We start from the raw sequence: 25,531 nt of genomic DNA on the forward strand, positions 1-25,531 counted from the left end.
CTATTGCGCTCCCCCCGTGGCATCCAGCGAAGCCGAGGCCAGCACGCTCAGGCACAAGTCTTCGTAGGCAATGCCCGCCGCGCGCGCCGACATCGGCACCAGCGAATGGCCGGTCATGCCGGGCGAGGTGTTCATCTCGAGCAGGAAGGGCTTGCGGTCGCTGGCGCGGATCATCACGTCGGCGCGGCCCCAGCCGCGGCAGCCGAGCGTGTGGTACGCAGCCAGGGTGATGCGCTGGATCTCATGCTCCTCGGCTTCGGGCAAACCGCTCGGGCATTGGTACTTCACGTCGTCGGTGAAGTACTTGTTCTGGTAGTCGTAGGCACCTTGGGGCGCGGCGATGCGCACCACGGGCAGCGCGCGCGCTTCGAGCCCCTGGCCGAGCACGGCGCAGGTCACTTCCTCGCCTTCGATGAATTCCTCGCACAGCACGTCGGCGTCGTACTTGGCCGAAAGCGCCACCGCGTCCTGCATCTGCGAGTAGCCCTCGACCTTGGTCACGCCGATCGACGAACCCTCGCGCGGCGGCTTCACGATCAGAGGGAGGCCCAGCACGTCGGGCACCGCCCTCACCTGCTCGCGGCTCTGCTGGTCGAAAGCCAGGCGCACGTACTTGGGCGTCGGCAAGCCGTCGGCCTGCCAGATGCGCTTGGTCATGACCTTGTCCATCGCCACGCTCGACGCCATCACGCCCGAGCCGGTGTAGGGAATGCCCAGCAGTTCGAGCGCGCCCTGCACCGTGCCGTCCTCGCCATGCCGCCCATGCAGGGCGATGAAGCAGCGCGCGAAGCCGTCGCGCCGAAGCTCGACCAAGTCGCGCTCCGACGGATCGAAGGCATGCGCATCAACGCCGCGCGAACGCAGCGCCTCGAGCACGCCCGTGCCGGACATGATGGAGATTTCGCGTTCGGCGGAGCTTCCACCGAACAGCACGGCCACCTTGCCGAAAAGTTTTGGATCCTGAAGGCTCATGGCGTAACCCCCGCGCCGCTCGCCGCGGCCGCAATTTCAACGACCCTGCCCGGCACCGCACCAATGGAGCCGGCGCCCATGCAAAGCACCACGTCGCCGTCGCGCGCGTTGTCCAGAATGGCTTGCGGCATCGCGTTGATGTCGTCGACGAACACCGGCTCCACCTTGCCGGCCACGCGCAGTGCGCGCGCCAGCGTGCGGCCGTTGGCGGCCACGATGGGCGGCTCGCCGGCGGCGTACACCTCGCCCAGCAGCACCGCGTCGGCATTGCCGATGACCTTGACGAAGTCCTCGAAGCAGTCGCGCGTTCGGGTGTAGCGGTGCGGCTGGAAAGCCAGCACCAGCCGGCGTCCTGGGAACGCGCCGCGCGCGGCGGCGATGGTCGCGGCCATTTCCACCGGGTGATGGCCGTAGTCGTCGATCACGGTGAAGCTGCCGGGCTGAGCCCCCTGCACCGCCACCTCGCCATAGCTCTGGAAGCGGCGGCCCACGCCCTTGAAGCCGGCCAGCCCGCGCTGCACTGCCTCGTCGGGAACGCCCAGCTCCACCGCCACGGCGATCACCGACAGCGCATTGCGCACGTTGTGCTCGCCCGGCAGGTTCAGCACGATGGGCAAGTCGGGCAGCGTGACGCCGTTGCGCCGCTGCGCCGTGAAATGCATCTGCCCGCCCACGGCACGAACGTCGACCGCGCGTACCTGGGCGCCTTCGTCGAAGCCGTAGCTGGTGACCGGGCAGGTGACGTGGCCCATGATGTCGCGCACCGCGGGATCGTCGGTGCACAAGATGGCCACGCCATAGAACGGCATGCGGTGCAGGAAATCGACGAAGGCTTTCTTGAGCTTTTCGAAATCGTGCCCGTAGGTTTCCATGTGGTCGGCATCGATGTTCGTGACCACCGCCATGACGGGCAGCAGGTTCAGGAACGAGGCGTCCGATTCGTCGGCCTCCACCACGATGTAGTCGCCGCTGCCCAGTTGCGCATTGGCGCCGGCGCTGTTGAGCCGCCCACCGATGACGAAGGTCGGATCGAGCCCGGCGGCGTCGAGCACGCTGGCCACGAGGCTCGTGGTGGTGGTCTTGCCGTGCGTGCCCGCAATCGCGATGCCCTGCTTCAGGCGCATCAGCTCGGCCAGCATCATGGCGCGCGGCACCACTGGAATGCGCTTCTCGCGCGCAGCCAGCACTTCGGGGTTGTCCGACTGCACGGCGGTGGACGTGACGACCGCATCCGCGCCGTCGATGTGCGCCGCCGCATGGCCCACGAAGGTGCCGATGCCCAGGCCGGCAAGCCGGCGCAGCGTCGCGCTGTCGGCCAGGTCGGAGCCGGTGATGCGGTAGCCGAGGTTGAACAGGACCTCGGCAATGCCGCTCATGCCCGAGCCGCCGATGCCGACGAAGTGAATATGACGAATCGCGTGCTTCATTTGGCAAGCTCCTCGCAGGCGCGGACGACGGCCTCGACCGCTTCGGTCTTCTGCATGGTTTTGGCCTTGGTGGCCCGTTCGATCAGCGCGGTGCGCTCGGTTTTCTGTAGCAAGTCAGCCAGCAATTCAGGTGTGAGGTCGGTCTGCTGCACCAGCCAGCCGCCGCCCGCGTCGACGAGGAAGCGCGCGTTGGTGGTCTGGTGGTCGTCGACCGCCGATGGAAAAGGCACGAACAGCGCTGCTGCGCCGACGGCCGCGATTTCTGTGACGGTGCTGGCCCCGGCGCGCGCGACGATGATGTCGGCGTCGGCGTAGGCCTGCGCGGTGTCTTCGATGAACGGCGTGAGCTCGCCCTCGACGCCGGCCGCCGCGTAATTGGCGCGCAGCTCGTCGATCTGCTTGGCGCCGCTCTGGTGCAGCACCTGTGGTCGCGTATCGGGTGAGATGCGCGCGAGCGCCTGCGGCACGACGGCGTTGAGCGCCTTGGCACCGAGGCTGCCGCCGACCACCAGCAGCCGGAGCGGGCCGCTGCGGCCCGCAAAACGCACCGCCGGATCGGGTTGCGAGGTGAACGCCGTGCGCAGTGGATTGCCCACCCACTGCGCCTTCTTGAGCACGTTGGGGAAGGCCGTGAACACGCGATCGGCCACGCCCGCCAGCACCTTGTTGGCAAGCCCGGCCACCGAGTTCTGCTCGTGCAGCACCAGCGGCTTGTTGAGCAGCACGCCCATCATCCCGCCCGGAAAGGTGATGTAGCCGCCCAGGCCCACCACCACGTCGGGCTTGACGCGGCGCACCACGCCCATGCTCTGCCAGAAGGCGCGCAAGAGGCGCAGCGGAAGCAGGAACAGCGTGAGCGGACCCTTGCCGCGCACGCCGCCGAACTGGACCGGCTCGAACGCGAAGCCGCGCGGCGGCACCAGCTTTTCTTCCATGCTGCCGGGCGCGCCCAGCCAGTGCACGCGCCAGCCGCGTTCGCGCAGCGCCTCGGCGACCGCGAGCCCCGGAAAGATGTGGCCGCCCGTGCCGCCGGCCATGACGAGTGCGGTGCGCCCGGTCATACGCGGCCTCCGCGCATGAGCACGCGGTTCTCATAGTCGATCCGCAGCACCACAGCGAGCGCCACCAGGTTCATCAGGATGGCCGAACCGCCGAAGCTCATCAGCGGCAAGGTCAGCCCCTTGGTCGGCAGTGCGCCAAGGTTCACGCCCATGTTGATGAAAGCCTGGAAACCGATCCACACGCCCACGCCCTGAGCCACGAGCCCCGAGAACACGCGGTCGAGCGCAATCGCCTGGCGGCCGATGTGCATGATGCGGCGGGTCAGCCAGAGGAACATGCCGATGATCAGCAGCACGCCGACAAGGCCGAACTCTTCGCCGATCACGGCCAGCAGGAAGTCGGTGTGCGCCTCGGGCAGCCAGTGCAGCTTCTCGACACTGCCGCCCAGGCCCACGCCGAAGATCTCGCCGCGGCCGATGGCAATCAGCGAGTGCGAGAGCTGGTAGCCCTTGCCCAGCGCATGCTCTTCGCTCCACGGATCGAGATACGCAAAGATGCGCTCGCGCCGCCATGGGCTGGTCGCGACGATGGTGCCGAAGGCCACCACCACCAGCGCGGCAATCACGAAGAACATGCGCGCGTTCACGCCGCCCAGGAACAAGATGCCCATGGCGATCACGGCAATCACCATGAAGGCGCCCATGTCGGGCTCGGCCATCACCAGCATGCCCACCACCACCACTGCGATGCCCATCGGCAGCACGGCGCGGAAGAAGCGCTCCTTGATCTCCATCTTGCGCACCATGTAGCTGGCGGCGTAGAGCACCATCGCGAGCTTGGCCAGTTCCGACGGCTGGAAGCGCATGAAACCGAGCGGCAGCCAGCGCCGCGCACCATTCACGTTGACGCCGACGTGCGGAATGAGCACCGCCACCAAGAGCAGCAGCGAGGCGACGAAGAGCCAGGGCGCGGCGCGCTCCCATGTCTTCATCGGGATCTGGAAGGCGAGCAGCGCCGCGATGAACGCGAACACCACCGAGGCCGCATGCCGAGTGAGGAAGAACGAGGCGCTGTAGCCGGCACGCGCGAAGCGCGGGTTGTCGGGCAGCGCGATCGAGGCCGAATACACCATGACGAGGCCCCAGGTGAGGAGCGCGACGGTGACCCACACCAGCGCCTGGTCGAAGCCCAGCACGCGCATCGGCGCGGCCTTGGTCTGCGTGATGCCCGCGCCGCCCAGCCGCACCGGCAGATGCACGGGCAGCGAATCGATGCCGCTGCGCGCGCGCTTGAACCAGCCACCGAAGCGACTGGTCTTTGCGTTGGGCGTGGCGCCGGCGGCTGCAGTGTTCAAACCGGGTCTCCCGAAGAAAAGTCGGCCTCGTTGGACGAGGCCGCTTCGCGCGGCTCGTCCGCAAGCGCTTGCACGGCCTCGCGGAACACCGCCGCGCGATGTTCGTAGTCCTTGAACATGTCGAAGCTCGCACAGGCCGGTGACAGCAGCACGGCATCGCCGGGGTTGGCGCGCGTGGCCGCGAGCTTGACGGCCTCTTCCATCGAGCCGGCATGCATCAGCGAGACGCCGGTGGCGGCCAGGGCCTGTTCGATCAGCGGTGCATCGCGGCCGATGAGCACCACGGCGCGCGCGCAGCGGTGCACGGGCTCGGCGAGCGGCGCGAAATCTTGCCCCTTGCCTTCCCCGCCGAGGATGACGACCACCCGGCGGTCTTCGCCAAGGCCGCTCAATGCGGCCACCGTGGCGCCCACGTTGGTGCCCTTGCTGTCATCGAAGTATTCGACATCGTCCACCAGCGCGATCGGCTCGACGCGATGCGGCTCGCCGCGGTATTCGCGCAGGCCGTAGAGCATCGGGCCGAGCGGGCAATCGGCGGCGCAGGCCAGCGCGAGCGCCGCCAATGCGTTCATGGCGTTGTGGCGTCCGCGGATGCGCAGCGCATCGGCGGGCAACAGGCGCTGCAGGAAGATCTCCTCTTCGACCACGGCGCCGCGCTTGCGCTTCTGCGTCTCGTCGGCTTCCAGCGCGCGCACCAGCCAGGTCATGCCGTTGACACGCTCGATGCCATAGTCACCAGGACGCAGTGGCATCGCGCTGCCGAAGGTGACGTGGGTGCGGATCTGCGGGCGCTGCAGCTTCACCTTGATGGGCGCAGGCAACATCGCCATCACGCCTGAGTCGTCGCGGTTGAGCACCATGAGGCCCTTCGAGCCGAAGATGCGCGACTTGGCCGATGCGTACGACGGCATGTCGCCATGCCAGTCGAGATGGTCCTGCGTGAGGTTGAGCACCGTCGCGGCGGTCGGCTCGAAGCCCTGCACGCCGTCGAGCTGGAAGCTCGAGAGTTCGAGCACCCAGACATCCGGAAGCGTCTGGGCGTCGATGTGCGCGGCCAGCGTATCGAGCAGCGTGGGGCCGATGTTCCCCGCCACGGCCACGCTCTTGCCCGCGCGCTCGACCAGCTGACCGGTCAGCGAGGTGACGGTGGTCTTGCCATTGGTGCCCGTGACGGCGAGCACCGCGGGGGTGTAGCCCTTCGGTGCTGGGGGTTCCTCGATCGGCACCAGCGGGAGCTGGGGCGTGGGCTCTTCCTCGACGGCCGCGGAGGCTGGGTTGGAGGCCGCGAACTCGGCAATCTTGGCGACGAACTCGGCCGCTTCCCTGGCCGCGGTAGGGACGTAGGGCTTGCCGGTGCTCGGCAGCCGTGAAACGGTGGCGGGCGCGGGCTCTGCGGCTGCAGGATTTGCTGGCGCCTGTGCCTCCGATGCTTCTTCCGCAGGCTGCGCCACAGGAACGCTCAACGAAGGATCGCGCGGCACAGCTTCTGCCATGGCGGTGGGCGCAGGCTCGGCTGCGGTCGGTTCGGCCGTTGGCGGCGCTTCGACCGTTTCGGTTGCTTCGATCGCGGAGGCCGGCACGGCAGCTTCCGTCGATTCGGACGATTCGTCCGGCACGCCGGCTTCAGCTTGATCACTCTGGACCGGCGCGGATTCAGCAGCAGCTTCGATCTCCAGGTCCAACTCGGCCTGTGGCTCCACAGCCTCCGCAACGGCCGGGGCTTCTGCCTCCGGCTCCACGTCCACCACAGGCAGCTCGACGGTCTGCAAGTCGCGCAGCGCATGCGCGAAGAGATCGAGTTCGCCGCCGACCGCCAAGCCCACGGCCCGTGCCGCATCGACGACCGGCGCGATGGTCGCGGGCGAAAGGCCGGGCGAGCGGTACACCGCACGGATCGGTGTGCCTTCGATCAGCGCGGCCGAGAACGGACCGCCGATGAAGGCGACCTCGGGCAGCTCGGCTTGCAGCGTGGCAAGGGCCGGGGGCGCCTCACGCGTGTCGGCCACGGTCACCTGCGCGCCGTGGCGTGCGCACCAGCGCGCCATCGCCAGCCCGGACGCACCAAGGCCGAGGACGAGGACGGGGAGGTCTTTCAGATGCCGCATGTGCCTGTTACCGCAGCTTCAGCGTTGAAAGGCCCACGAGGCACAGCAGCATCGTGATGATCCAAAAGCGCACCACGACCTGCGTCTCGCGCCATCCGCTTTTCTCGAAGTGGTGGTGCAGCGGTGCCATCTTGAGCACGCGGCGGCCTTCGCCGTAGCGCTTCTTGGTGTACTTGAAGTACATGACCTGCGCCATCACCGAGATCGCCTCGACCACGAAGATGCCGCCCATGATGAAGAACACGATCTCCTGGCGCACGATGACCGCGATGGTGCCCAGCGCGCCGCCCAGCGCGAGCGCGCCCACGTCGCCCATGAAGACCTGCGCCGGATGGGTGTTGAACCAGAGAAAGGCCAGGCCCGCGCCCGCCATGGCCGAGCAGAACACCAGCAGTTCGCCCGAGCCCGGGATGTTGGGGAAGAGCAGGTACTTGGAATACACGGCACTGCCCGTAACGTAGGCGAACACGCCCAGCGCCGAGCCCACCATCACCACCGGCATGATCGCCAGGCCATCCAGGCCGTCGGTCAGGTTGACGGCATTGCTCGCGCCGACGATCACGAGGTAGGTCAGGATCACGAAGCCGATGCCGCCGAGCGGATAGCTCACTTCCTTGAAGAAAGGCACCAGCAGGTTGATCTTGGGCGGAAAGTCGAGATCGAAGCCCGACTGCACCCAGGCGAAGAACAGCTGCAGCACACGCCAGTTCGAGCTTTCCGAAATACTGAAGAGCAGGTAGAAGCCAGCGATCAGCCCGACCACCGACTGCCAGAAATACTTCTCGCGCGAGCGCATGCCTTCCGGGTCCTTGCGCACCACCTTGCGCCAGTCGTCGACCCAGCCAATGGCGCCGAAGCCCAGCGTCACCCACAGCACGATCCACACGAAGCGGTTCGAAGCGTCGAACCACAGCACGGTTGCGAGCGCGATGGCAAACAGCACCAGCACGCCGCCCATGGTGGGCGTGCCGCTCTTGGTCAGATGCGTTTCCATGCCGTAGCCGCGCACCGGCTGACCGATCTTGAGCGCAGCCAGACGGCGGATCACGTAGGGACCGGCCACCAGGCCGACCACCAGCGCAGTGAGAGCGGCCATCAGCGCACGGAACGTGAGGTACTGAAAAACGCGCAGGAACCCGAATTCGGGCGAAAGTGTTTGCAGCCATTGGGCCAGGCTCATCAGCATGTCGTCTTGCACGGCTCATGCGTCATGACCGGCCTCCTTTTGTTGTTGTCGTGATTGCTCGATGGCTTGCACCACCCGCTCCATCTTCATGAAGCGCGATCCCTTGACCAGCACGCTGGCAACCTGCGGCAGCCGCGCCAGCACGGCGGCGTCGAGCGCGTCCACATTGTCGAAATGGCGGCCGCTGCCGCCGCCTTGATTGGCGCCGTTGAAAGCTGCCACGCCGTGCGCGGTTTCGCTGCCCAGGCCGTACAGGGTTTCGATGCCGCGTTGGCGCGCCCAGTCGCCGACCTCGGCATGGAATTCGGGCCCGCGATTGCCGACCTCGCCCATGTCGCCGAGCACCAGCAGGCGCGGGCCGGGCAAGGCCGCGAGCACGTCGATGGCGGCGCGCACGGAATCGGGGTTGGCGTTGTAGCTGTCGTCCACCAGCGTGAGCGCATGCCCGCCCGCCAGCACCACCTCGCTCGCCTTCGAGCGGCCTTTCACCGGCTCGAAAGCCGTGAGGCCCGCGCCGATGGTTTCGATCGATACGCCCGCTGCGAGCGCGCACGCGGTGGCCGCCAATGCATTGACGACGTTGTGCCGGCCCGCGATGTGCAGGCGCGCATCGAAGTCGCCCAGCGGCGTGCGGATGCGGACCTGCCACGCGCCCTGCTGCCATTCGGCCCGGACCAGCGAAATGTCGGCGTCTTCCTGCTCGCCGAAGGTCATGCAGCGGCGCATCGCGCCGGAATGGGCCATGTCGTTCCACAGCGAAGTGAAAACGTCGCCGTGTGGGAACACGGCCGTGCCGTCCTCGGGCAGCGAGGCGAACACCGCGCCGTTCTCGCGCGCCACCGCCTCCACGGTGTCCATGAACTCCAGGTGCTCGCGCTGCGCGTTGTTGACCAGCGCAATGGTCGGGCATGCAATGGCGGCCAGCCGGGCAATCTCGCCAGGGTGGTTCATGCCCAGCTCGACCACCGCATGCTGGTGCTTGGCACGCAGGCGCAGCAGGGTGAGCGGAACGCCTATCTCGTTGTTGAAGTTGCCGGCGGTCGCCAGTGCGCGGTCGGCCCGGAACGCAACCAGAATGGCCGCGATCATCTGCGTGACGGTGGTCTTGCCGTTGCTGCCCGTGACCGCGATCAGCGGCAGATCGAACTGCGCGCGCCAGCCGGCCGCCAACGCGCCGAGCGCGGCCAGCGAGTCGGGCACTTCGAGCCCCGCAAGGCCCGCTTCCTGCAAGCCGTGGTGCGCAATGGCCGCCACCGCGCCGCGCGCCTTGGCGTCGGCCAGGAACTCGTTGGCGTCGAAGCGTTCGCCCTTGAGCGCCACAAACAGGTCGCCGTTGGCGAGCGTGCGGGTATCGGTATGGACGCGGGTGATGAGCGTGGTGGGCTCGCCCACCAGTCGCGCGCCGGGAATCCACTGCTGCACCTGGGCCAGCGTGAGCGTGAGTGGCGTCGACTCGCTCATGCGCCACCCCGCTTCGCGAGCGCCTCGAGCGCATGGGTTCGGTCGGAGAACGGGATGCGCTGGCCTGCAATTTCCTGCCAGGCTTCATGGCCCTTGCCGGCGATGAGCACGATGTCTTCGGGCGCAGCCTGCGCAATGGCGTCGCCGATGGCCGCGCCGCGGTCGGGCTGCACCTGCGCCGCCTCCGGCCGCGAGAGGCCGAGCAGCACTTGGCTGATGATCGCGTCGGGGTTCTCGCTGCGCGGGTTGTCGCTTGTCACAATGATGCGATCGGACTGGCGCTCGGCCACGGCAGCCATCATCGGGCGCTTGATCGGGTCGCGGTCACCGCCGCAGCCGAACAGGCACCAGAGCGCGCCGCCACGCTGCCGCGCCAGGGGACGCAGGCCCGCCAGCGCCTTGTCGATCGCGTCGGGGGTGTGGGCGTAGTCGACCACCGCCAGCGGCATACCGATGCCGGTGCCCACGCGCTCCATGCGGCCCGGCACGCTGGTGAGATTGGCACAGGCCGCCACGGCGCGCGCCAGCGAAAGTCCCAGCGCCCGCAGTGTGCCGAGCACGCCCAGCAGGTTGGCCACGTTGTACTGTCCGATCAGGCTGGTCGAGATGCGCTCGACGCCAGGGATGCCGTGTTCGGCCACGGAGAACTGCAGGCCCTGCGCGCCATAGCCGACGTCCCGCGCCATCAGCCGCGCCGGGCTGCCAGCGGCCGAGACGGTCCACACGTCGAGTGCGCCGATGCCGCCTTCAATGAGGTTCGCGCACAGGCTGGCGCCGTGCACGTCGTCGATGTTGATCACCGCGGCCCGCTGGCCGGGCCAGCGGAACAGCTCGGCCTTGGCTTGCCAGTAGGCTTCCATGCTGCCGTGGTAGTCGAGGTGGTCCTGCGTGAAATTGGTGAACACGGCCACAGCGATGCGCGCGCCGTCGAGCCGGCGTTCGGCGATGCCGATCGACGAGGCCTCGATGGCGCAGGCACCGAAGCCGCGCTCGACCAAGGCGCGCAGCTCGCGCTGCATCATCACCGGGTCGGGCGTAGTGAGGCCGGTGTAGGTGAGCTCCGGCGGCACGCCGATGCCCAGCGTGCCCATGACCGCGCAGGGCGACGGCACGACGTGTTCGGTGGACCCGTCGGGCCGCAGCGCGCGGACGCCGCCGGGTACGGCCAGCGTGGAAAGCGATTCGGCGAGCCACCAGGCGGTGGAGGTCTTGCCGTTGGTGCCGGTCACGGCCAGCAGTTCGAGCGCGGCCGAGGGGTCGTCGTAGAAGGCCGAGGCAATCGGGCCCGTCGCCGCCTTGAGGCCGGGGTAGCTGGCGATGCGATCGTCGCCCTGAAATTCGAAAGCCTCGACGCCGTCGTGCTCGACCAGGCAGGCCGCGGCGCCCTGCGCCAGCGCGGAGGCCACGTGCTTGCGGCCGTCGGTCGCGGCACCGGGCCACGCGATGAAGCCGTCGCCGGCGCCCACCGGCCGGCTGTCCGCATGCAGCGCACCCTGCACGCGCTCCTTGAGCCAGAGCGCGGCGAGTTGGGGGGAAGTGAGTGTCAGCATGCTCAGAAGCTCTCGTCGACGCCTTGCGTCATCACCAGAGGTTTGACCGCCAGATCAGGCGGAACGTTCATCATGCGCAGGGTCTGCTGCACGACTTCGCTGAAAACGGGCGCGGCGGCCACGCCGCCGAAATACTGGCCGTCGCTCGGCTCGTCGATCATCACGGCCACGATGATCCGCGGCTTCTCGATCGGTGCCATGCCGGTGAACCAGGCCCGGTACTTGTTGCTCGCGTAGCCCTTGCCAACTTGCTTGTGCGCCGTGCCCGACTTGCCGCCGACCGAGTAGCCGATGGTCTGCGCGCGCGTGCCGGTGCCGCCCGGCCCGGCGGCCATCTGCAGCATCTTGCGCACCGCCAGCGCATTCGCGGCCGAGAACACCTGCACGCCGGCTGGCGGCTCGGCGTTCTTGAGAATGGTGACGGGAATGATGGCGCCGTCGTGCGCAAACGCTGTGTACGAATGCGCCATTTGAAACAGGGATGCCGACAGGCCGTAGCCGTAGGCCATGGTGGCCTGCTCCACCGGCTTCCAGGTCTTCCAGGGACGCAGCCGGCCGCTCACGGCACCGGGGAACTGGATTTGCGGTTTCTGGCCGTAGCCGAGGGCGGTGTAGGTGTCCCACATCTCGTGCGGGGTCATCTTCTGCGCGATCTTGAGCGCGCCCACGTTGCTCGACTTCTGGATCACGCCCTCGACCGTCAGCGTGCCGTAGTTGTGGGTGTCGCTGATGGTGAAGCCGCCAATCTGGAAGCGGCCGGGGCCGGTTTCGATCAGGGTGGATGGCTTCACGCGGCCAGCTTCCAGCGCCATGCCGACGGTGATCGGCTTCATCGTGGAGCCGGGCTCGAAGGTGTCGGTGAGCGCGCGGTTGCGCAGCTGCTCGCCGGTGAGGTTCTGGCGCTTGTCGGGCACGTAGCTCGGGTAGTTGGCCAGCGCCAGCACCTCGCCGGTGACCGCATCGAGGACCACCACGCTGCCGGCCTTGGCCTTGCGCGCGGTCACGGCGTCGCGCAGCTTCTGGTAGGCGAAGAATTGCACCTTGCTGTCGACGCTGAGCTGGATGTCCTTGCCGTCGAGCGGCGGCACCTGTTCGCCCACGCCCTCGACCACGCGGCCCAGGCGGTCCTTGATGACGCGGCGCGACCCGGCCTTCCCGGCCAGGTCCTTGTTGAAGGACAGCTCGATGCCTTCCTGGCCGTTGTCCTCGACATTGGTGAAGCCCACCACGTGCGCCGCCGCCTCTCCCTCGGGGTACTGGCGCTTGTATTCCTTGCGCTGGTAGATGCCCTTGAGATTGAGTGCGGCAATCTGCTTGGCAATGGGCTCGTCGACCTGCCGCTTGATCCAGACGAAAGTCTTGTCCTCGTCCTCGAGCTTCTTGTCGAAGTCCTTCTGCGGCATTTCGAGCAGCTTGGCCACCTGCTTGAGCTTGGCCCGCACTTCGGGGTCGTCGCGCTCGATGTCTTCCGGAATGGCCCAGATGCTCGGCGCTACCACGCTCGACGCCAGGATCAGCCCGTTGCGGTCGAGGATGCGTCCGCGGTTGGCCGGCAGTTCAAGGGTGCGGGCAAAGCGCACCTCGCCCTGCCGCTGGAAGAAGCTGTTGTTGAAGACCTGCACGTAGGCAGCGCGGCCCGCCAGCACGACGAAGCCGAAGGCAATGCCCGCGACGATGAACTTGCTGCGCCACACCGGCGTCTTGCTCGCGAGCAAGGGGCTGGTGGTGTAGCGGACGCTGCGGCGGCTCATCGCTGGACCCTCGCGGCAGGCTTGGTCGCCGCGGCGGCCGGGGGCGCGGGCGGCGGCGCCACCACGGCCGGAATCACCGAACCGTCGGGCCGCACGTACTGCGTGATGGCCGGCGTGGTGGTGCGCATCTGCAGCTGCTCCTTGGCGAGCTTTTCCACTCGAAGCGGCGTCGCCTGCGCGCGCTTCTCCACCTGCAGGCGGTCGCGGTCGAGCTCGAGGCGGCGTGCCTCCTGCTGCGTCCGGTCGAGCTCTGTATAGAGCTGGCGCGACAGGTACTGCGTGTGCACGAGGTAAAGCGCGGAGGCGACCACCGCGAGCATCAGGAGCAGGTTGAGGCGTGCCATGTCAGTGCCCGCCCGGCCGCCCGAAGGGCACTGAGCGCCCCCTCGGGGGGGAGCGATACGCGAAGCGATGAGCGTGGGGGCGTGTCATACGGCCTCGGTGCGCTCTGCCACGCGCAAGATCGCGCTGCGCGAGCGCGGGTTGCCTTTCACCTCTTCGGCCGAAGGCTTGATGCGCTCGAGCGCGCGCAGCTTCATCACCTTCGGGGCGGCGAACGGCGCGCGGCGGTCGTACACCTCCTTCGAATGCTTGGCGATGAACTGCTTCACGATGCGGTCTTCCAGCGAGTGGAAGCTGATTACCGCGAGCCGGCCGCCGGGCTGCAGCACGGAAAGGCTCGCCTCTAGCGCCTGTTGCAGCTCTTCAAGCTCGGCGTTGATGAAAATCCGAAAAGCCTGAAATGTGCGCGTTGCAGGGTTCTGGCCCTGCTCGCGGGTTTTGACCGTGCCAGCCACGAGCTCGGCCAGTTCGGTGGTGGTTGAAATTGCGCCCCGTTCTTGTCGGCGAGCAACAATCGCCTTTGCAATCTGAACAGCAAACCGTTCTTCGCCATAGTCACGGATCACCTCTGCAATCTGCTGGAGTTCGGCTGTTGCCAGCCATTCGGCCACGCTCTCGCCGCGCGTGGTGTCCATGCGCATGTCGAGCGGGCCGTCGAAACGAAAACTGAAACCGCGCACCGGGTTGTCGATTTGCGGCGAACTCACGCCCAGATCCATCAGCACACCCGCCACGCTGGCATCGGGCAATTCGCCCAGCGAACGGAATCCCTGGTGCCGGATGGAAAAACGCGCATCCGAGATGCGCGCTGCTTCGGCCACCGCTTCCGCATCCTTGTCGAATGCGATCAGCCTGCCTTCCGGTGCCAGCCTTGCGAGAATCGCTCGCGCATGCCCGCCGCGCCCGAATGTCGCATCCACGTAGGTGCCCGTGGCCGCCGTGCTGCCTGAAAGAAGGGCTTCCACCGCTTCGTTCAGCAACACGGTGGTATGGATCCATGGAGTGTTCACGCGAGTCCTCAGAACGCGAAGTCCTGAAACACATCGGGCATCTCGCCCTGGGTGGCCTCGGCCTCCTTGGCTTCGTAGCTGGCCTTGTCCCAGAGTTCGAAATGATTGCCCATGCCCAGCAACAATGTCTCGCGCGTGATACCGGTGGCCGCACGCAATTCGGGCGAAACCAGGATGCGGCCGGTCCCGTCCATCTCTACGTCCATTGCGTTGCCGAGGAACACGCGCTTCCACCACTGTGCCGACATTGGGAGCGCGGCGATGCGCTCGCGAAATTTCTCCCACTCGGGACGCGGGAACACCATGAGGCAGCCGTGCGGATGCTTGGTGATCGTGAGTTGGCCGTTCGCCGTCGCGCTCAGGACGTCACGATGCCGGGTCGGCACGGAGAGCCGCCCCTTGGCATCCAGACTGAGCGATGAAGCGCCTTGAAACACGACCAGAACCCCTGTGTTGGGAGCACCGCGGCACCTGAAAGAGGCACCACCCGCACTTTTTCCCACTTAACTGCACTTTTTTGCACTGTAGCAGGAAACACTTCAAGCGCAACTGGCCGTTGGTGGTATTTTTTGTAATGGAATCAACGACTTAGCGCCGATTTCCAAACCTGGAAACCGGCGAATTTCGTTGAGAATGAAGTACTTAGCTCACGCAGTGAATGTGATGCGTGAAGCGCGGCCGCCGTTACAGGGGCCGCAAAGCGGCTTCAGAGGATGAAGCGCGAAAGGTCTTCGTCGTGACTTAGTGCAGCAAGGCGCTCGTCGACGTAGGCGGCATCGATGCGGATGGTCTGTCCTTCGATGCGCGCTGCGTCGAAGCTTACCTCATCGAGCAGACGCTCCATCACCGTCGACAAACGGCGGGCACCGATGTTCTCGGTGCGCTCGTTCACCTCGAAGGCAATGGCCGCCAGGCGATTGACGCCCTCGGGCGTGAACTCGAGCGTCACGCCTTCGGTGGCGAGGAGCGCCTGGTACTGCTTCACGAGCGACGCGCGGGTCTGCGTGAGGATGCTCTCAAAGTCCGACACCGAGAGCGACTGCAGCTCCACGCGAATAGGAAAACGCCCCTGCAGTTCGGGAATGAGGTCGCTCGGCTTGCTGAGATGGAACGCCCCGCTCGCAATGAAGAGCATGTGGTCGGTGCGCACCACGCCGTACTTGGTGGTCACGGCCGTGCCCTCGACCAGCGGCAGCAGGTCGCGCTGCACGCCTTGGCGCGACACGTCGGAGCCCTGCGCTTCGCTGCGCGTGGCGACCTTGTCGATCTCGTCGATGAAGACGATGCCGTTCTGCTCGGCATTGGTGATGGCTTGCGTGCGGATCTCGTCCTCGTTGACCAGCTTGGCCGCTTCCTCGTCGATGAGGAGGCGAAGGGCCTCGGCAATCTTGAGCTTGCGCGTCTTGCGCTTGCCGCCGCCCAATTGGCCGAACATGCCGCGCAGCTGCTCGGTCATTTCCTCCATGCCGGCCGGGCCCATGATCTCGAGCGGGGCACGGGTCTCGGCCAGGTCGAGTTCGATTTCCTTCTCGTCGAGCTGGTGCTCGCGCAGCTTCTTGCGGAAGGCTTGCCGGGTGGGGTTGGGGCCGTCGAGCGCCGGGGTGCTGCCGTCGGCGCCGCGCGCGGGGGGCAGCAGCACGTCGAGGATGCGGTCTTCGGCGGCGTCCTCGGCACGGGCGCGCACCTTGGCGCTTTCGGCTTCGCGCGTCTGTTTGACGGCAATTTCGGCCAGGTCGCGGATGATCGAATCGACATCCTTGCCGACGTAGCCCACCTCGGTGAACTTGGTCGCCTCGACCTTGATGAAAGGTGCGTCGGCGAGCCGTGCAAGGCGGCGCGCGATTTCGGTCTTGCCCACGCCCGTGGGGCCAATCATGAGAATGTTTTTGGGCGTGATCTCGGTGCGAAGCTTTTCCTCGACCTGCTGGCGGCGCCAGCGGTTGCGCAGCGCAATGGCCACGGCGCGCTTGGCGGCGGGCTGGCCGACGATGTGGTTGTCGAGCTCGGAGACGATCTCCTGCGGGGTCATGGACATGGTCAGAGCGCTTCCACCGTGTGGTTCATGTTCGTGTAAATGCAGATTTCGCCGGCGATTGCGAGCGATTTGCGCACAATCTGCTCCGCCGTGAGCTCGGTGTTGTCGATCAGCGCCTTGGCCGCCGACTGTGCGTAGGCGCCGCCAGAACCAATGGCGATCACGCCGTCTTCAGGTTCCAGCACGTCGCCGTTGCCGGTGATGATGAGCGAGGTGGTGGCGTCGGCCACGGCCAGCATGGCTTCGAGCTTGCGCAGCACGCGGTCGGTCCGCCAGTCTTTGGTGAGCTCGACCGCGGCACGGGTCAGGTGCCCCTGGTGCTTTTCAAGCTTGGCCTCGAAGCGCTCGAAGAGCGTAAAGGCGTCGGCCGTAGCGCCGGCAAAGCCAGCCAGCACCTTGCCGTGATAGAGCCGCCGCACCTTGCGCGCCGTGCCCTTGATGACGATATTGCCGAGAGTGACCTGCCCGTCCCCGCCAATGGCGACTTGGTCGCCCTGGGGGGTCTTGCGGCGCACGCTCACGATGGTGGTGCCGTGAAACTGTTCCATCGAAGCCATCTGGGGATGCCGCAAGGCAATGCAACCCCACGCCTGTGACCGAATGTGGCGCTAGTTCTTTCTTGTGGTCACCGTCGCATGGTCGGCGATGCCGACGATGTCGAACAGTGCCGCAATCAGGCGATGGGCATCGACGAACTGGACCCGGTCGCCCTGGGCGTCCCGCGCCCGCACCCAGCCGAGCAGCGTGCCGGCTGCGGCAAGGTCCATGCGCAGCAGCGCAGCGCACGAGATGACGGGTGCGGTCGTGTTGCGCAGGTCGGTGTCGAGCCGGTGCAGGCTCGAATGCGCTTCTCCGCGCAGATCGCCGGCCAGCGCCGCAAAGCCGCTGTCTGTGGTCGGAAAGCTCTCCGATTCGCCGTTGACCGACAACAGCGACCACACGGAGCCGGAGCCCGAGCGGCTTCCCTCGGGGGAGGCCAGCAAGGCGCATTCACCCTTCGGGTCCGCCCAGGCGGGCGGCGAGACTTCGTAGGTGATGCAGTAGTTGAGCGCCACCAGTTCGAAGTCGTCGGGCATGTTCATCATGCGCAGCGCCGCCAGGTGCAGTTGCCACCAGAGGTCTTCGGTGCTGCGCTCGTTGTTGGGCGTGGCCTCGGCCAGCACGGCCTGCAGCTTGGCGGCGCCGATGAAGCGCAGCTGCACCGGCGAATCGGCCCAGTGCGCGAACAGCACGCGCAGGGGCGCAGCGGCATCGCGTTCGATGGCTGTCAGCGCGCGCCAGTCGAGCGTCCACACCGAACCGGCTTTGGACAGCGCACGCGTGAGGTTCACCAACCCCTCGCGCGCCAAGCGTGGCGGGCTGGTCCAGTCGGCGCCAGCGGGCGCCAGTTCGGCGTAGTCGCTGGCGGCCACTGTCTTCACGTTGCGCGCAAGCTCGTCGAGCGGCACCCAATCGGGGCCCATGCGCTTCATGCGCTGTGCGTAGCGCATGCGGGCGGTGGCAAAGCGGGTGGCGTCGCCAGTGGCGCGATACAGGTCGAACAAGGCGTGCCAACGCGCGTCGTCGCGCTCGACGGTGGCGTGGTCGCTTTCGCTATCGACGGCCGCCGTATCCGAAGCCAGCGCCTGCAGAAGAATGGCCTCGGCACCGGCATCGTCACCGTGCGCGAAGCGGATCACCGCTTCTTCGAGTGCGCCGTCTCGCGCGAGCCGCGCGGACAGCAGCGACGGGCCACTGACCTCGGCACTGGCCGGCTCGGCGGCGGTGGGAGCCGAAGCTGCAACGGCGGCGGACACAGGCGTAGAAACAGGAGCAGAAACAGCCGCGGGTGAAGGCGCAGGCGCGGCGCGGCCCGCCGGCGGTGCGAGCAAGGTGGCCAATTCGGCCGCGCTCACGGGCGGCGGCAGGGTTTCGGCACCGGCGTCGGGGGGCGCATTGCCTAGAACCTCGCCATTGGGGCCGCGGCCCTTCCACCACTGCTGGGACATCTGCTCTTCGATCTCGTCGATCTTCTTGAGCGTGAGGGCGCGGCCCTCCGATTTTTCAGTGGTGCTGTTCAGGTTGAAGGAAGACGGCGTGACCGTTCCTTCGAAGGCATGGGCGGCCGCTTCACGCTGGCGCAGCTTGCGGAGCATGTCGAACTCGCGCCGGCGAACGAAATCGTTGCGCTGGCGCCGCTCGATCATCTCCTTGAGCATTTCCCGGCTGTAGGCCTGGTCCGCGGGCAGCGTGGAATCGGGGGTCGCATTGAGTTCCGACCAATCCTTGAGCGGATTGCGGACGAACTTCGCCACCTTGGAGAACAGGCGGCCCGACTCTTCCTTTGGCATCGACAAAAACTTCGAGGCGATCAGGTTCTCTTTTCTGTAGTCTTGCAGGGCCGGATCAGTCCCCAAACATCTTCTGCTTGAGTTCGCGGCGCTGCTGCGCCTCGAGCGACAGCGTGGCCGTGGGACGGGCCAGCAGGCGGCCGACACCGATGGGTTCGCCGGTTTCGTCGCAGTAGCCGTAGTCGCCCGCGTCGATGCGCTGGATCGACTGCTCGATCTTCTTCAGCAGCTTGCGCTCGCGGTCGCGCGTGCGCAGCTCGAGTGCGTGCTCTTCCTCGATGGTGGCGCGGTCGGCCGGATCGGGCACCACCACGGTGTCTTCACGCAGGTGCTCGGTGGTTTCGCCGGCGTTTTCGAGAATGCCGCGCTTGAGTTCGACCAGCTTCAGGCGGAAGAACGCCATCTGCTTTTCATTCATGTACTCGGTGTCGGGCATTGCGATGACTTCGGCGTCCGTCAACTCGTCAACCGATTTGGTTTTCCAGTTGTTGGCGAGCTTAGGGTCTTTTTTCACCGCCACGGGAGGCGGCGGCACCAGCGCATTGGAAGGCGCCTGCGAAAACGAGGACTTGGCCGCGGTGGAAGCCACCGATTGCGGCATGGAGGGCACGGTCAGCTGCGACAGCCGGGACACGCGGCCACCACGCGCGGGGGCGGGTGCAGCGGTCTGAGTGGGCATCGAAGGTGTCGCCGTGGCGGAAGAAGAGGCGGCAGCCGTTTTTTTCATTGGGATCGGAGGGGCAGAAAGAACGGCAGCAGTGCGGCCGACGGTTTTGGATGGCGGTAGACCCGCGACTGCGGTCTTGGTTGCACTCTTGGCGGGGGCGGATGCCACCGGCGTCGCAACAACGGACTTTGCAGGCTTGACGGGCTTTGCAACGGTGGCGGCCTTGGCCGTTGGCGTTGCTGGCTTCTTTGGAGCGCTTTGTTGTTTCGTGGCCGGAGCTTTTGCAGCGGAAGAAGTTTTTTTCGCCGCGGATACAGCCGGCTTTGCAGCCACCGCTTTTTTAGCGGCGGGCTTGGTTGCTGGCGTAGCCTTGGCGGCGGGTTTCTTCACGGTGACTGGCTCCTTGAACGAACTGGAACGCGCTTTCACTGGGTGTCTCCTCCCAAGGGAGCTTTTGCGGGTTTCAAGCCGCCTGGGCTCCACTCGTCGGAGTGCTCGCAGTGACGAACCCCGGGGTTATACCCCCGAAAGCCCGCCAGAAACGTGCGGCGCCCCGTATCGGAAGCCACATCCTGTCGTTCGGACGAGGGCGTGGCTGCCGGAACAGGCGCGCGATTGTATAGAGAACTCGAAATGAAGGGGGATGTGCCTGCAACCGGGCTGCCTCCGGTAGCATCGCCACCGTTGCCGGAGGGGGCAACGAAGGCCTGCCAAAGCCGGCGAGGGACGGTGCGGGTCGACCAACAATTCATACAAGAGAAGAAATCGTGAGCAAAAAAGCAGTTTTGGGCGCGCTGGCAGCCGCCATTGCGCTTGCCTATGGCGGCAGCACGTGGTGGGCGGGCACAAAAATCAAGTCCGTCTTCGACACCGCGCTGGACGAGTTGCCGAAGCAGACCGCGCTGGTGCGCGTGGTCGATCGCAGCTATGAAAAGGGCTTCTTCGGCGCGGTCAGCACCGTGACGATCGAGATCGGATGCGCGGCACAAACCGCGGCGCAGGTACCCGCCATCAAGCCGGCCGAAGGTGACGAAGAAGAAGAAGACGGTGAGTCCGCCGCGCCATTCAAGCCTGTGCGGCTCACCTTCCGCGACACCATCCGCCACGGCCCGCTCGCCGGTGGCACGCTGGCCGCAGCCACCATCGACAGCGAACTGGTGCTCGATGTAAAGAGCCAGGCCAAGGCCGAACAGCTCTTCGGCAAGGCCAAGCCACTCACGGCCTACACCAAGGTGGGCTTCGACGGCGGCTACACCAGCGACCTGACCGTGGCGCCCGTCAAGGTGGTCGACGAAGGCAAGGGCCAGTTCGCCTGGCAGGGCGCGCAAGCGCGCATCGAGATGAACGGCGCCCGCACCCAGGTGCACTACGACCTGACCATGCCGGGGATGGACGTGAGCGACACGCGCACCGGCGCGACCATGAAGATGGGCAAGCTGACCGGCAAGGCCGACATGGACAAAAGCGCGGGCTGGATCCTGGCCACCGGCAAGACCGAAGCACGACTCGAAAGCTTCGAATTTGCCGCGCCCAAGGGCCTGGGCACCGCCGAAGGCGCCGAGGGCAAAGCATTGCCGACGGTGCTGCTGCAGAACATCGACATGCTTGCCGATGCCAGCATCAAGGACGGGCTCTACGCATCGACCGGCACCATCAAGGGCGCCGGCAAGATCGGCGAAACCAAGATCGACAAGTTCGAGATGAGCAGCGGCGGGCGCCGCATCCACGCCGCCGGCTACAAGAAGCTGGCCGATGCCTGGCTGCAGTCGAGCGCCATCAACGGCTGCGGCAAGGGCGGCGCCAAGGCGTCGCAAGCGGCCATGCAGACGCTGATGGACCAGCTGGCGCCCGACCTGAAGGCCATGGCCAAGTACAACCCGGAAATGGGCCTGGACAAGTTGCTGGTCGAAATCGGCGGCAAGCGCGGCGAGATCAGCTACACGGCCGGCATGGTCGGCGTGACCGACGAAGACCTGCAGGCGCCGGGCATGGCGCTCTTGATGAAGCGCGGCGTGGTCAAGGCCAACGCGCGCCTGCCGATGCAATGGCTCGAGCAGATTGCCGCCACCGGCGCCGAAAGCGGCCAGACGCCGCCACCCGAGATGGTGGCGGGGCTGGTCGAGCAAGGCGAAGCCATGAACTTCGTCAAGCGCGACGGCACCGACATCACGAGCCAGCTCGAATACAGCGAAGGCAGCCTGAAGATCAACGGCAAGCCGCTGGGCGGCATGGGCAAGTAAGCCCCGGAGTGTTCCTCCCTCCCCCTCTGGGGGAGGGCAGGGGTGGGGGCACGACGGCCTCCGAAAAAGGGGCGGCGCCCGATCGAGGGCCTGCCCCCATCCCAACCTTCCCCCAGCGGGGGAAGGAGCAAGTCAGGGGCTCAGACCAGGCACTGCTCGAGCCCCTGCTCCAGGATCTCGCGCGGCAGCTCGATGCCGATGAACACCATGCGGCTCTGGCGTGCTTCGTCCTTGCCCCACTCGGGGCCCAGGTCGCTACCCATCAGCTGGTGCACGCCCTGGAAGATCACCTTGCGCTCGGTGCCCTTCATGCTCAACACGCCCTTGTAGCGCAGCATGCGCGGGCCGTAGATGTTGACGATGGCGCCCAGGAAGTCTTCGAGCTTGGCCGGGTCGAAGGGCCGGTCGGCCTTGTAGACGAAGCTCTTCACGTCGTCATCGGTGTGGTGATGGTGGCCGTGCCCCTCGTGCTTGTGCGAGGGATGGTCGCAATTTTCGCCATGCGCGTGGTCATGGTCGTGCGCCTCTTCTTCCTTCAGGAAGTCGGGGTCGATGTCCAGCTTGGCATTCAGGTTGAAGCCGCGCAGATCGAAGATGTCCTTCAGCGGCACATCGCCAAAATGCGCCTTCTGCTGCGGCGCGCGCGGGTTCATGTGCTTCAGGCGGTGAATCAGCGCCTCGGTCTCTTCGGCCGACACCAGCTCGCTCTTGCTGATGAAGATCTGGTCGGCAAAGCCCACCTGGCGGCGCGCCTCCTGGCGGTCGTTGAGCTGTTGCGGCGCATGCTTGGCATCGACCAGCGTCAGGATCGAGTCCAGCAGGTAGCTCTCGGCAATCTCGTCGTCCATGAAGAAGGTCTGCGCCACGGGTCCGGGGTCGGCGAGGCCCGTGGTCTCGATCACCACGCGGTCGAAATCGAGCAGGCCCTGGCGCTTCTTGGCGGCCAAGAGCTGCAGGGCTTCGCGCAGGTCTTCGCGGATGGTGCAGCAGACGCAGCCGTTGCTCATCTGGATGATCTGCTCTTTCGATTCGGTCACGAGAATGTCGCTGTCGATGTTCTCTTCGCCAAACTCGTTCTCGATCACCGCAATCTTCTGGCCATGGGCTTCCGTCAGGATGCGCTTGAGCAGCGTGGTTTTGCCCGAGCCCAGAAAGCCGGTGAGGATGGTGGCGGGAATAAGGGCCATGGTGTGCTCCGAAGGGCGGAAAACAGGAAGAAAAAGGATTGGCCGGCAGTTTAGCCAATGCCACTCAGTTGCGTTGGCGCGGGGTCAAGCGGGCTTTCGCACCACCACCAGGCCCTTCAGGTATTCGCCTTCCGGAAACTCGATGGTCATCGGATGGTCGGGGGCTGCGCCCAAACGTTCGCTGATGTAACCGTCCACTTGGGCGTCGATGCCGGCCGAAGCCACGATCTTGTGGAAAAGGTCGGCGCTGATGCCGCCCGAGCAAGAAAAAGTCAGCAGCACGCCGCCGGGCTCCAGCAGCTTGAGCGCAAGGCGGTTGATGTCTTTGTAGGCGCGGGCCGCGCGGTCGGCATGGGCCGCCGTGGGCGCAAACTTGGGCGGGTCGAGCACGATCGCGTCGAAGGTGCGGCCCTGTTCGATGAACTCACGCAGCACGGTGTTGACGTTGGCGTCCAGAAACTCGGCCTTCACGCCCGAGCCCTCACCGCCGAAGCCGTTCAGCGCCAGGTTGGCCCGTGCCTTTTCGAGCGCCGGCTGCGACGAATCGACTGACACCAGTTCGGCGCCATCCATCGCGCCCGCTGCCTGCAGCCCCGCGAGGGCGGCCACCGTGAAGCCGCCGGTGTAGCAAAAGCAGTTAAGCACGCGCCGAAAGCGCCGATGCTGCGCCAACTCGGCAAAGCGCTGGCGGCTGTCGCGCTGGTCGAGGTAGAAACCGGTCTTGTGGCCGGTCGCAATATCGAGCGAAAGCTTCCAGCCGTGCTCGCGGATCGTGATTTCGGTGGCGCCCTCCCCGCGCAGCCAGCCCGTGACGGGCATCAGGCCTTCGCGCTCGCGGCCGCTGGCGTCCGAACGCTCGTAAAGCTTCTGCAGGCCGGTGGCTTCGAGCAGCGCATCGGCAATGGCGGCTTTCCAGCGCTCGACGCCGGCTGACAGGAACTGCGCGACCAGCGTGTCGCCGTAGCGGTCGACGATGAGGCCCGGAAGCCCGTCGGCCTCGCCGTGGACCAGCCGGACACCGTCGCTCTGCAGGTCGAAAAGCGACCGGGCCGCCACCGCGCGGGCGCACACCGAAGCAAGAAAAGCTGCGTCGATCCGCTGCGTTTCGACAAAGCTCCAGGCCCGCGCGCGGATCTTGGAAATCGGGCTGAAGGCGGCCCAGGCCAGGAAGGCGCCGTCATGAGATTCGACGCGCACCGTCTCGCCCGAATCGGCACCGCCGCGCGCAATGGCGGATTCGAAGATCCAGGGGTGGCGGCGCGCCAGCGAGCGCTCCTTGCCGGGTTTGAGGCGGAGGGTTTTCATTTGTCGGTGTCGTCTTTTCTGGGCTTGGCGCGCGCGCCCTCGGGTCGCGCCTGCGCGCGCGGATGGGCCGCGTCATAGGCCTTGGCCAGGTGCTGGAAATCCAGCCGGGTATAGATCTGCGTGGTCGAAATGTTGGCGTGGCCAAGCAGCTCCTGCACGGCGCGCAGGTCGCTGCTCGACTGGAGCACGTGGCTCGCAAACGAGTGCCGCAGCATGTGCGGATGCACCGGCGCCGCAAGGCCCGCCTTGAGGCTGCGCTCGCGCAACAGCTTCCATACCGCCTGCGACGACATCCGCACGCCCTTGTTGCTGATGAAGAGTGCCCCTGCGCCAGCCGGATCCCGCAGGCCGGCCGTTGCCAGCGCCGGGCATTCGCCGCGCACCGCGAGCCAGTCGCGCAGCGCCTCGGCCGCCTTGCCGCCGATCGGCACCAGGCGCCGCTTGCCGCCCTTGCCGAGCACGTTGGCTTCCAGCGCATCCAGATCGACCCAGCCGCGCGCCGTATTGCTGGCCTGTGCATCGAGGCCGGTGAGTTCGCTCACCCGCAGGCCGCAGCCGTAGAGCACTTCGACGATGGCGCCGTCGCGCGCTTCGGTCCAGGGGTCGGCCTCGGGGTCGTACATTTCGGCGAGCCGCACCGCGTCGTCGACCGCCAGCGCCTTGGGCAGCGGCCGCGCGGCCTTGGGCGCATGCACGTCCTTCACCGGGTTGAAGCCCACCAGCCCCTCGTTGCCGAGCCAGCGGTAGAAGCTGCGCCAACATGAGAGCACCAGCGCAATGCCGCGCGGCTCGCGCCCGGCGCCGTGCAGCTGCGCCATCCAGCGCCGAATGTGGGCCGTTTGCACGCGGTCGAGCGAAAGCCCGGCGTCGGCGGCGTTGGCCGCAAGCGCCTGGAGGTGAATGGCGTAGAGCTCGACCGTGCGCGGCGCCAGCCGGCGCTCCACGCGCACGTGCTCGAGGTATTTTTCGACCCAGGGCGGCGCGGCGGCCGTGCCAGCCGTCTCAGTAGAGGTAGCCATTGAATGCATTGTTCACGACAGCCAGCGGCTCGCGCAACGCGCCCTTGAAAAGCATGCCCCAGCGGCGCCAGCAGCTCGTGTCGGCGGCCGCATATTGAACGTCGAATTCCTTGTCGAAACCGCTCGCCCCCACGAGGCGCTCCACGCGCCAGAGGTGATAGGGCTCCGACACCACGATGACGCTGCGCACTCCTGCCGCCTTCAGCATCGGGCCCGACATAGCCAGGTTCAGCCGGGTCGAGGTGGAGGCCGGCTCCAGCAGCAGCGGTCCGGCATAGCCCTGGGCGCGCGCATGGTGCTCCATCACCTCGGCTTCGATGCGGCCGTCTTCCTTGTCGACGCCGCCCGAGAGCACCAGCTGCTTCACGCGGCCCGCGTTGGCCAGCGCAATGCCAGTGTCGACGCGGCCCGTGAGGCAAGGGTTGGGCTTGCCCTTGAGGTAGGCGCGGTTGCCCAGGATCAGCGCGGCATCGGCCGGCTGTTGCGGTGGATGGGCCAGCGCCACCGACGCATGCCGCCAGACAACCGCGGCAATGGCCAGGTAGACCAGCGTCCCGGCAAGCAGCGCCGCCCACAGCATGGGCCGCG

At 66.7% G+C, this 25,531-nt stretch carries 21 protein-coding genes; 1 reads left to right on the forward strand and 20 read right to left on the reverse strand.

Annotation, left to right across the window (positions count from 1 at the left end; all coding sequences use genetic code 11):
• The 16 genes from J2X92_RS26460 to dksA form a co-directional block, all read right to left on the reverse strand.
• Window positions 1-972 (reverse strand): D-alanine--D-alanine ligase, encoded by a 972-nt coding sequence (locus tag J2X92_RS26460; protein WP_307580331.1) that lies wholly within the window; start codon window positions 970-972, stop codon window positions 1-3.
• The gene (gene murC, locus J2X92_RS26465; RefSeq protein WP_093021897.1) at window positions 969-2,399 is read right to left on the reverse strand and encodes a UDP-N-acetylmuramate--L-alanine ligase; all 1,431 of its coding nucleotides are present in this window, start codon (window positions 2,397-2,399) and stop codon (window positions 969-971) included. The genes J2X92_RS26460 and murC overlap by 4 nt, the downstream gene beginning before the upstream one ends.
• The gene (murG, locus tag J2X92_RS26470) at window positions 2,396-3,460 is read right to left on the reverse strand and encodes an undecaprenyldiphospho-muramoylpentapeptide beta-N-acetylglucosaminyltransferase (protein WP_307580333.1); all 1,065 of its coding nucleotides are present in this window, start codon (window positions 3,458-3,460) and stop codon (window positions 2,396-2,398) included. Before murG ends, murC begins: the two co-directional genes overlap by 4 nt.
• Window positions 3,457-4,755 (reverse strand): putative lipid II flippase FtsW, encoded by a 1,299-nt coding sequence (gene ftsW / locus J2X92_RS26475; RefSeq protein ID WP_307580335.1) that lies wholly within the window; start codon window positions 4,753-4,755, stop codon window positions 3,457-3,459. Before ftsW ends, murG begins: the two co-directional genes overlap by 4 nt.
• Window positions 4,752-6,860 carry a UDP-N-acetylmuramoyl-L-alanine--D-glutamate ligase gene (gene murD, locus J2X92_RS26480; RefSeq protein ID WP_307580337.1) on the reverse strand — a complete coding sequence of 703 codons (2,109 nt, stop codon included), beginning with the start codon at window positions 6,858-6,860 and terminating at the stop codon, window positions 4,752-4,754. The genes ftsW and murD overlap by 4 nt, the downstream gene beginning before the upstream one ends.
• Window positions 6,861-6,867: 7 nt before the next feature.
• Complete coding sequence (gene mraY, locus J2X92_RS26485) at window positions 6,868-8,046, reverse strand: phospho-N-acetylmuramoyl-pentapeptide-transferase (RefSeq protein WP_307580426.1); 1,179 nt, start codon at window positions 8,044-8,046, stop codon at window positions 6,868-6,870.
• 15 nt (window positions 8,047-8,061) lie between these two features.
• Window positions 8,062-9,507: a UDP-N-acetylmuramoyl-tripeptide--D-alanyl-D-alanine ligase gene (locus tag J2X92_RS26490; RefSeq protein ID WP_307580339.1), complete on the reverse strand. Its 1,446-nt coding sequence runs from the start codon at window positions 9,505-9,507 to the stop codon at window positions 8,062-8,064.
• Window positions 9,504-11,057, reverse strand: coding sequence for a Mur ligase family protein (locus J2X92_RS26495; protein WP_307580341.1), 1,554 nt, complete (start codon window positions 11,055-11,057; stop codon window positions 9,504-9,506). The genes J2X92_RS26490 and J2X92_RS26495 overlap by 4 nt, the downstream gene beginning before the upstream one ends.
• A 2-nt stretch (window positions 11,058-11,059) precedes the next feature.
• On the reverse strand, window positions 11,060-12,808 hold the full coding sequence (locus tag J2X92_RS26500; protein ID WP_307580343.1) for a peptidoglycan D,D-transpeptidase FtsI family protein: 1,749 nt from the start codon (window positions 12,806-12,808) through the stop codon (window positions 11,060-11,062).
• On the reverse strand, window positions 12,805-13,152 hold the full coding sequence (gene ftsL / locus J2X92_RS26505) for a cell division protein FtsL (protein WP_307580344.1): 348 nt from the start codon (window positions 13,150-13,152) through the stop codon (window positions 12,805-12,807). Before ftsL ends, J2X92_RS26500 begins: the two co-directional genes overlap by 4 nt.
• Window positions 13,153-13,236: 84 nt before the next feature.
• A complete protein-coding gene (rsmH, locus tag J2X92_RS26510; RefSeq protein ID WP_055801652.1) occupies window positions 13,237-14,160 on the reverse strand; it encodes a 16S rRNA (cytosine(1402)-N(4))-methyltransferase RsmH in 924 nt (307 codons plus the stop codon).
• Window positions 14,161-14,168: 8 nt separating this feature from the next.
• Window positions 14,169-14,597, reverse strand: coding sequence for a division/cell wall cluster transcriptional repressor MraZ (gene mraZ / locus J2X92_RS26515; protein ID WP_055801648.1), 429 nt, complete (start codon window positions 14,595-14,597; stop codon window positions 14,169-14,171).
• A 269-nt stretch (window positions 14,598-14,866) separates the two neighbouring features.
• Window positions 14,867-16,195, reverse strand: coding sequence for an ATP-dependent protease ATPase subunit HslU (hslU, locus tag J2X92_RS26520; protein WP_307580347.1), 1,329 nt, complete (start codon window positions 16,193-16,195; stop codon window positions 14,867-14,869).
• Between the two features lie 2 nt (window positions 16,196-16,197).
• Window positions 16,198-16,743, reverse strand: a complete 546-nt coding sequence (gene hslV / locus J2X92_RS26525) for an ATP-dependent protease subunit HslV (protein ID WP_012746058.1) — start codon at window positions 16,741-16,743, stop codon at window positions 16,198-16,200.
• Between the two features lie 60 nt (window positions 16,744-16,803).
• Window positions 16,804-18,525: an STAS domain-containing protein gene (locus J2X92_RS26530; RefSeq protein WP_307580350.1), complete on the reverse strand. Its 1,722-nt coding sequence runs from the start codon at window positions 18,523-18,525 to the stop codon at window positions 16,804-16,806.
• 55 nt (window positions 18,526-18,580) lie between these two features.
• The gene (dksA, locus tag J2X92_RS26535; protein WP_370878302.1) at window positions 18,581-19,525 is read right to left on the reverse strand and encodes an RNA polymerase-binding protein DksA; all 945 of its coding nucleotides are present in this window, start codon (window positions 19,523-19,525) and stop codon (window positions 18,581-18,583) included.
• A 434-nt stretch (window positions 19,526-19,959) separates the two neighbouring features.
• On the opposite strand from dksA, the gene J2X92_RS26540 reads away from it, so the two are divergent.
• Window positions 19,960-21,432 (forward strand): YdgA family protein, encoded by a 1,473-nt coding sequence (locus J2X92_RS26540; RefSeq protein WP_307580352.1) that lies wholly within the window; start codon window positions 19,960-19,962, stop codon window positions 21,430-21,432.
• Between the two features lie 140 nt (window positions 21,433-21,572).
• Here the strand turns inward: J2X92_RS26540 and J2X92_RS26545 are convergent, their stop codons facing one another.
• The 4 genes from J2X92_RS26545 to J2X92_RS26560 all read right to left on the reverse strand — a co-directional run bounded on the left by J2X92_RS26545 (window position 21,573) and on the right by J2X92_RS26560 (window position 25,523).
• Window positions 21,573-22,619, reverse strand: coding sequence for a CobW family GTP-binding protein (locus tag J2X92_RS26545; RefSeq protein WP_307580354.1), 1,047 nt, complete (start codon window positions 22,617-22,619; stop codon window positions 21,573-21,575).
• Between the two features lie 84 nt (window positions 22,620-22,703).
• The gene (locus J2X92_RS26550; RefSeq protein WP_307580356.1) at window positions 22,704-23,924 is read right to left on the reverse strand and encodes a class I SAM-dependent rRNA methyltransferase; all 1,221 of its coding nucleotides are present in this window, start codon (window positions 23,922-23,924) and stop codon (window positions 22,704-22,706) included.
• Window positions 23,921-24,943 carry a tyrosine recombinase XerC gene (locus tag J2X92_RS26555; RefSeq protein ID WP_307580357.1) on the reverse strand — a complete coding sequence of 341 codons (1,023 nt, stop codon included), beginning with the start codon at window positions 24,941-24,943 and terminating at the stop codon, window positions 23,921-23,923. The genes J2X92_RS26550 and J2X92_RS26555 overlap by 4 nt, the downstream gene beginning before the upstream one ends.
• Window positions 24,927-25,523: a YdcF family protein gene (locus J2X92_RS26560; RefSeq protein WP_307580359.1), complete on the reverse strand. Its 597-nt coding sequence runs from the start codon at window positions 25,521-25,523 to the stop codon at window positions 24,927-24,929. Before J2X92_RS26560 ends, J2X92_RS26555 begins: the two co-directional genes overlap by 17 nt.
• Window positions 25,524-25,531: the final 8 nt, after the last annotated feature.

The organism is Variovorax paradoxus, assembly GCF_030811855.1.
Taxonomy (GTDB): Bacteria; Pseudomonadota; Gammaproteobacteria; order Burkholderiales; family Burkholderiaceae_C; genus Variovorax; species Variovorax paradoxus_L.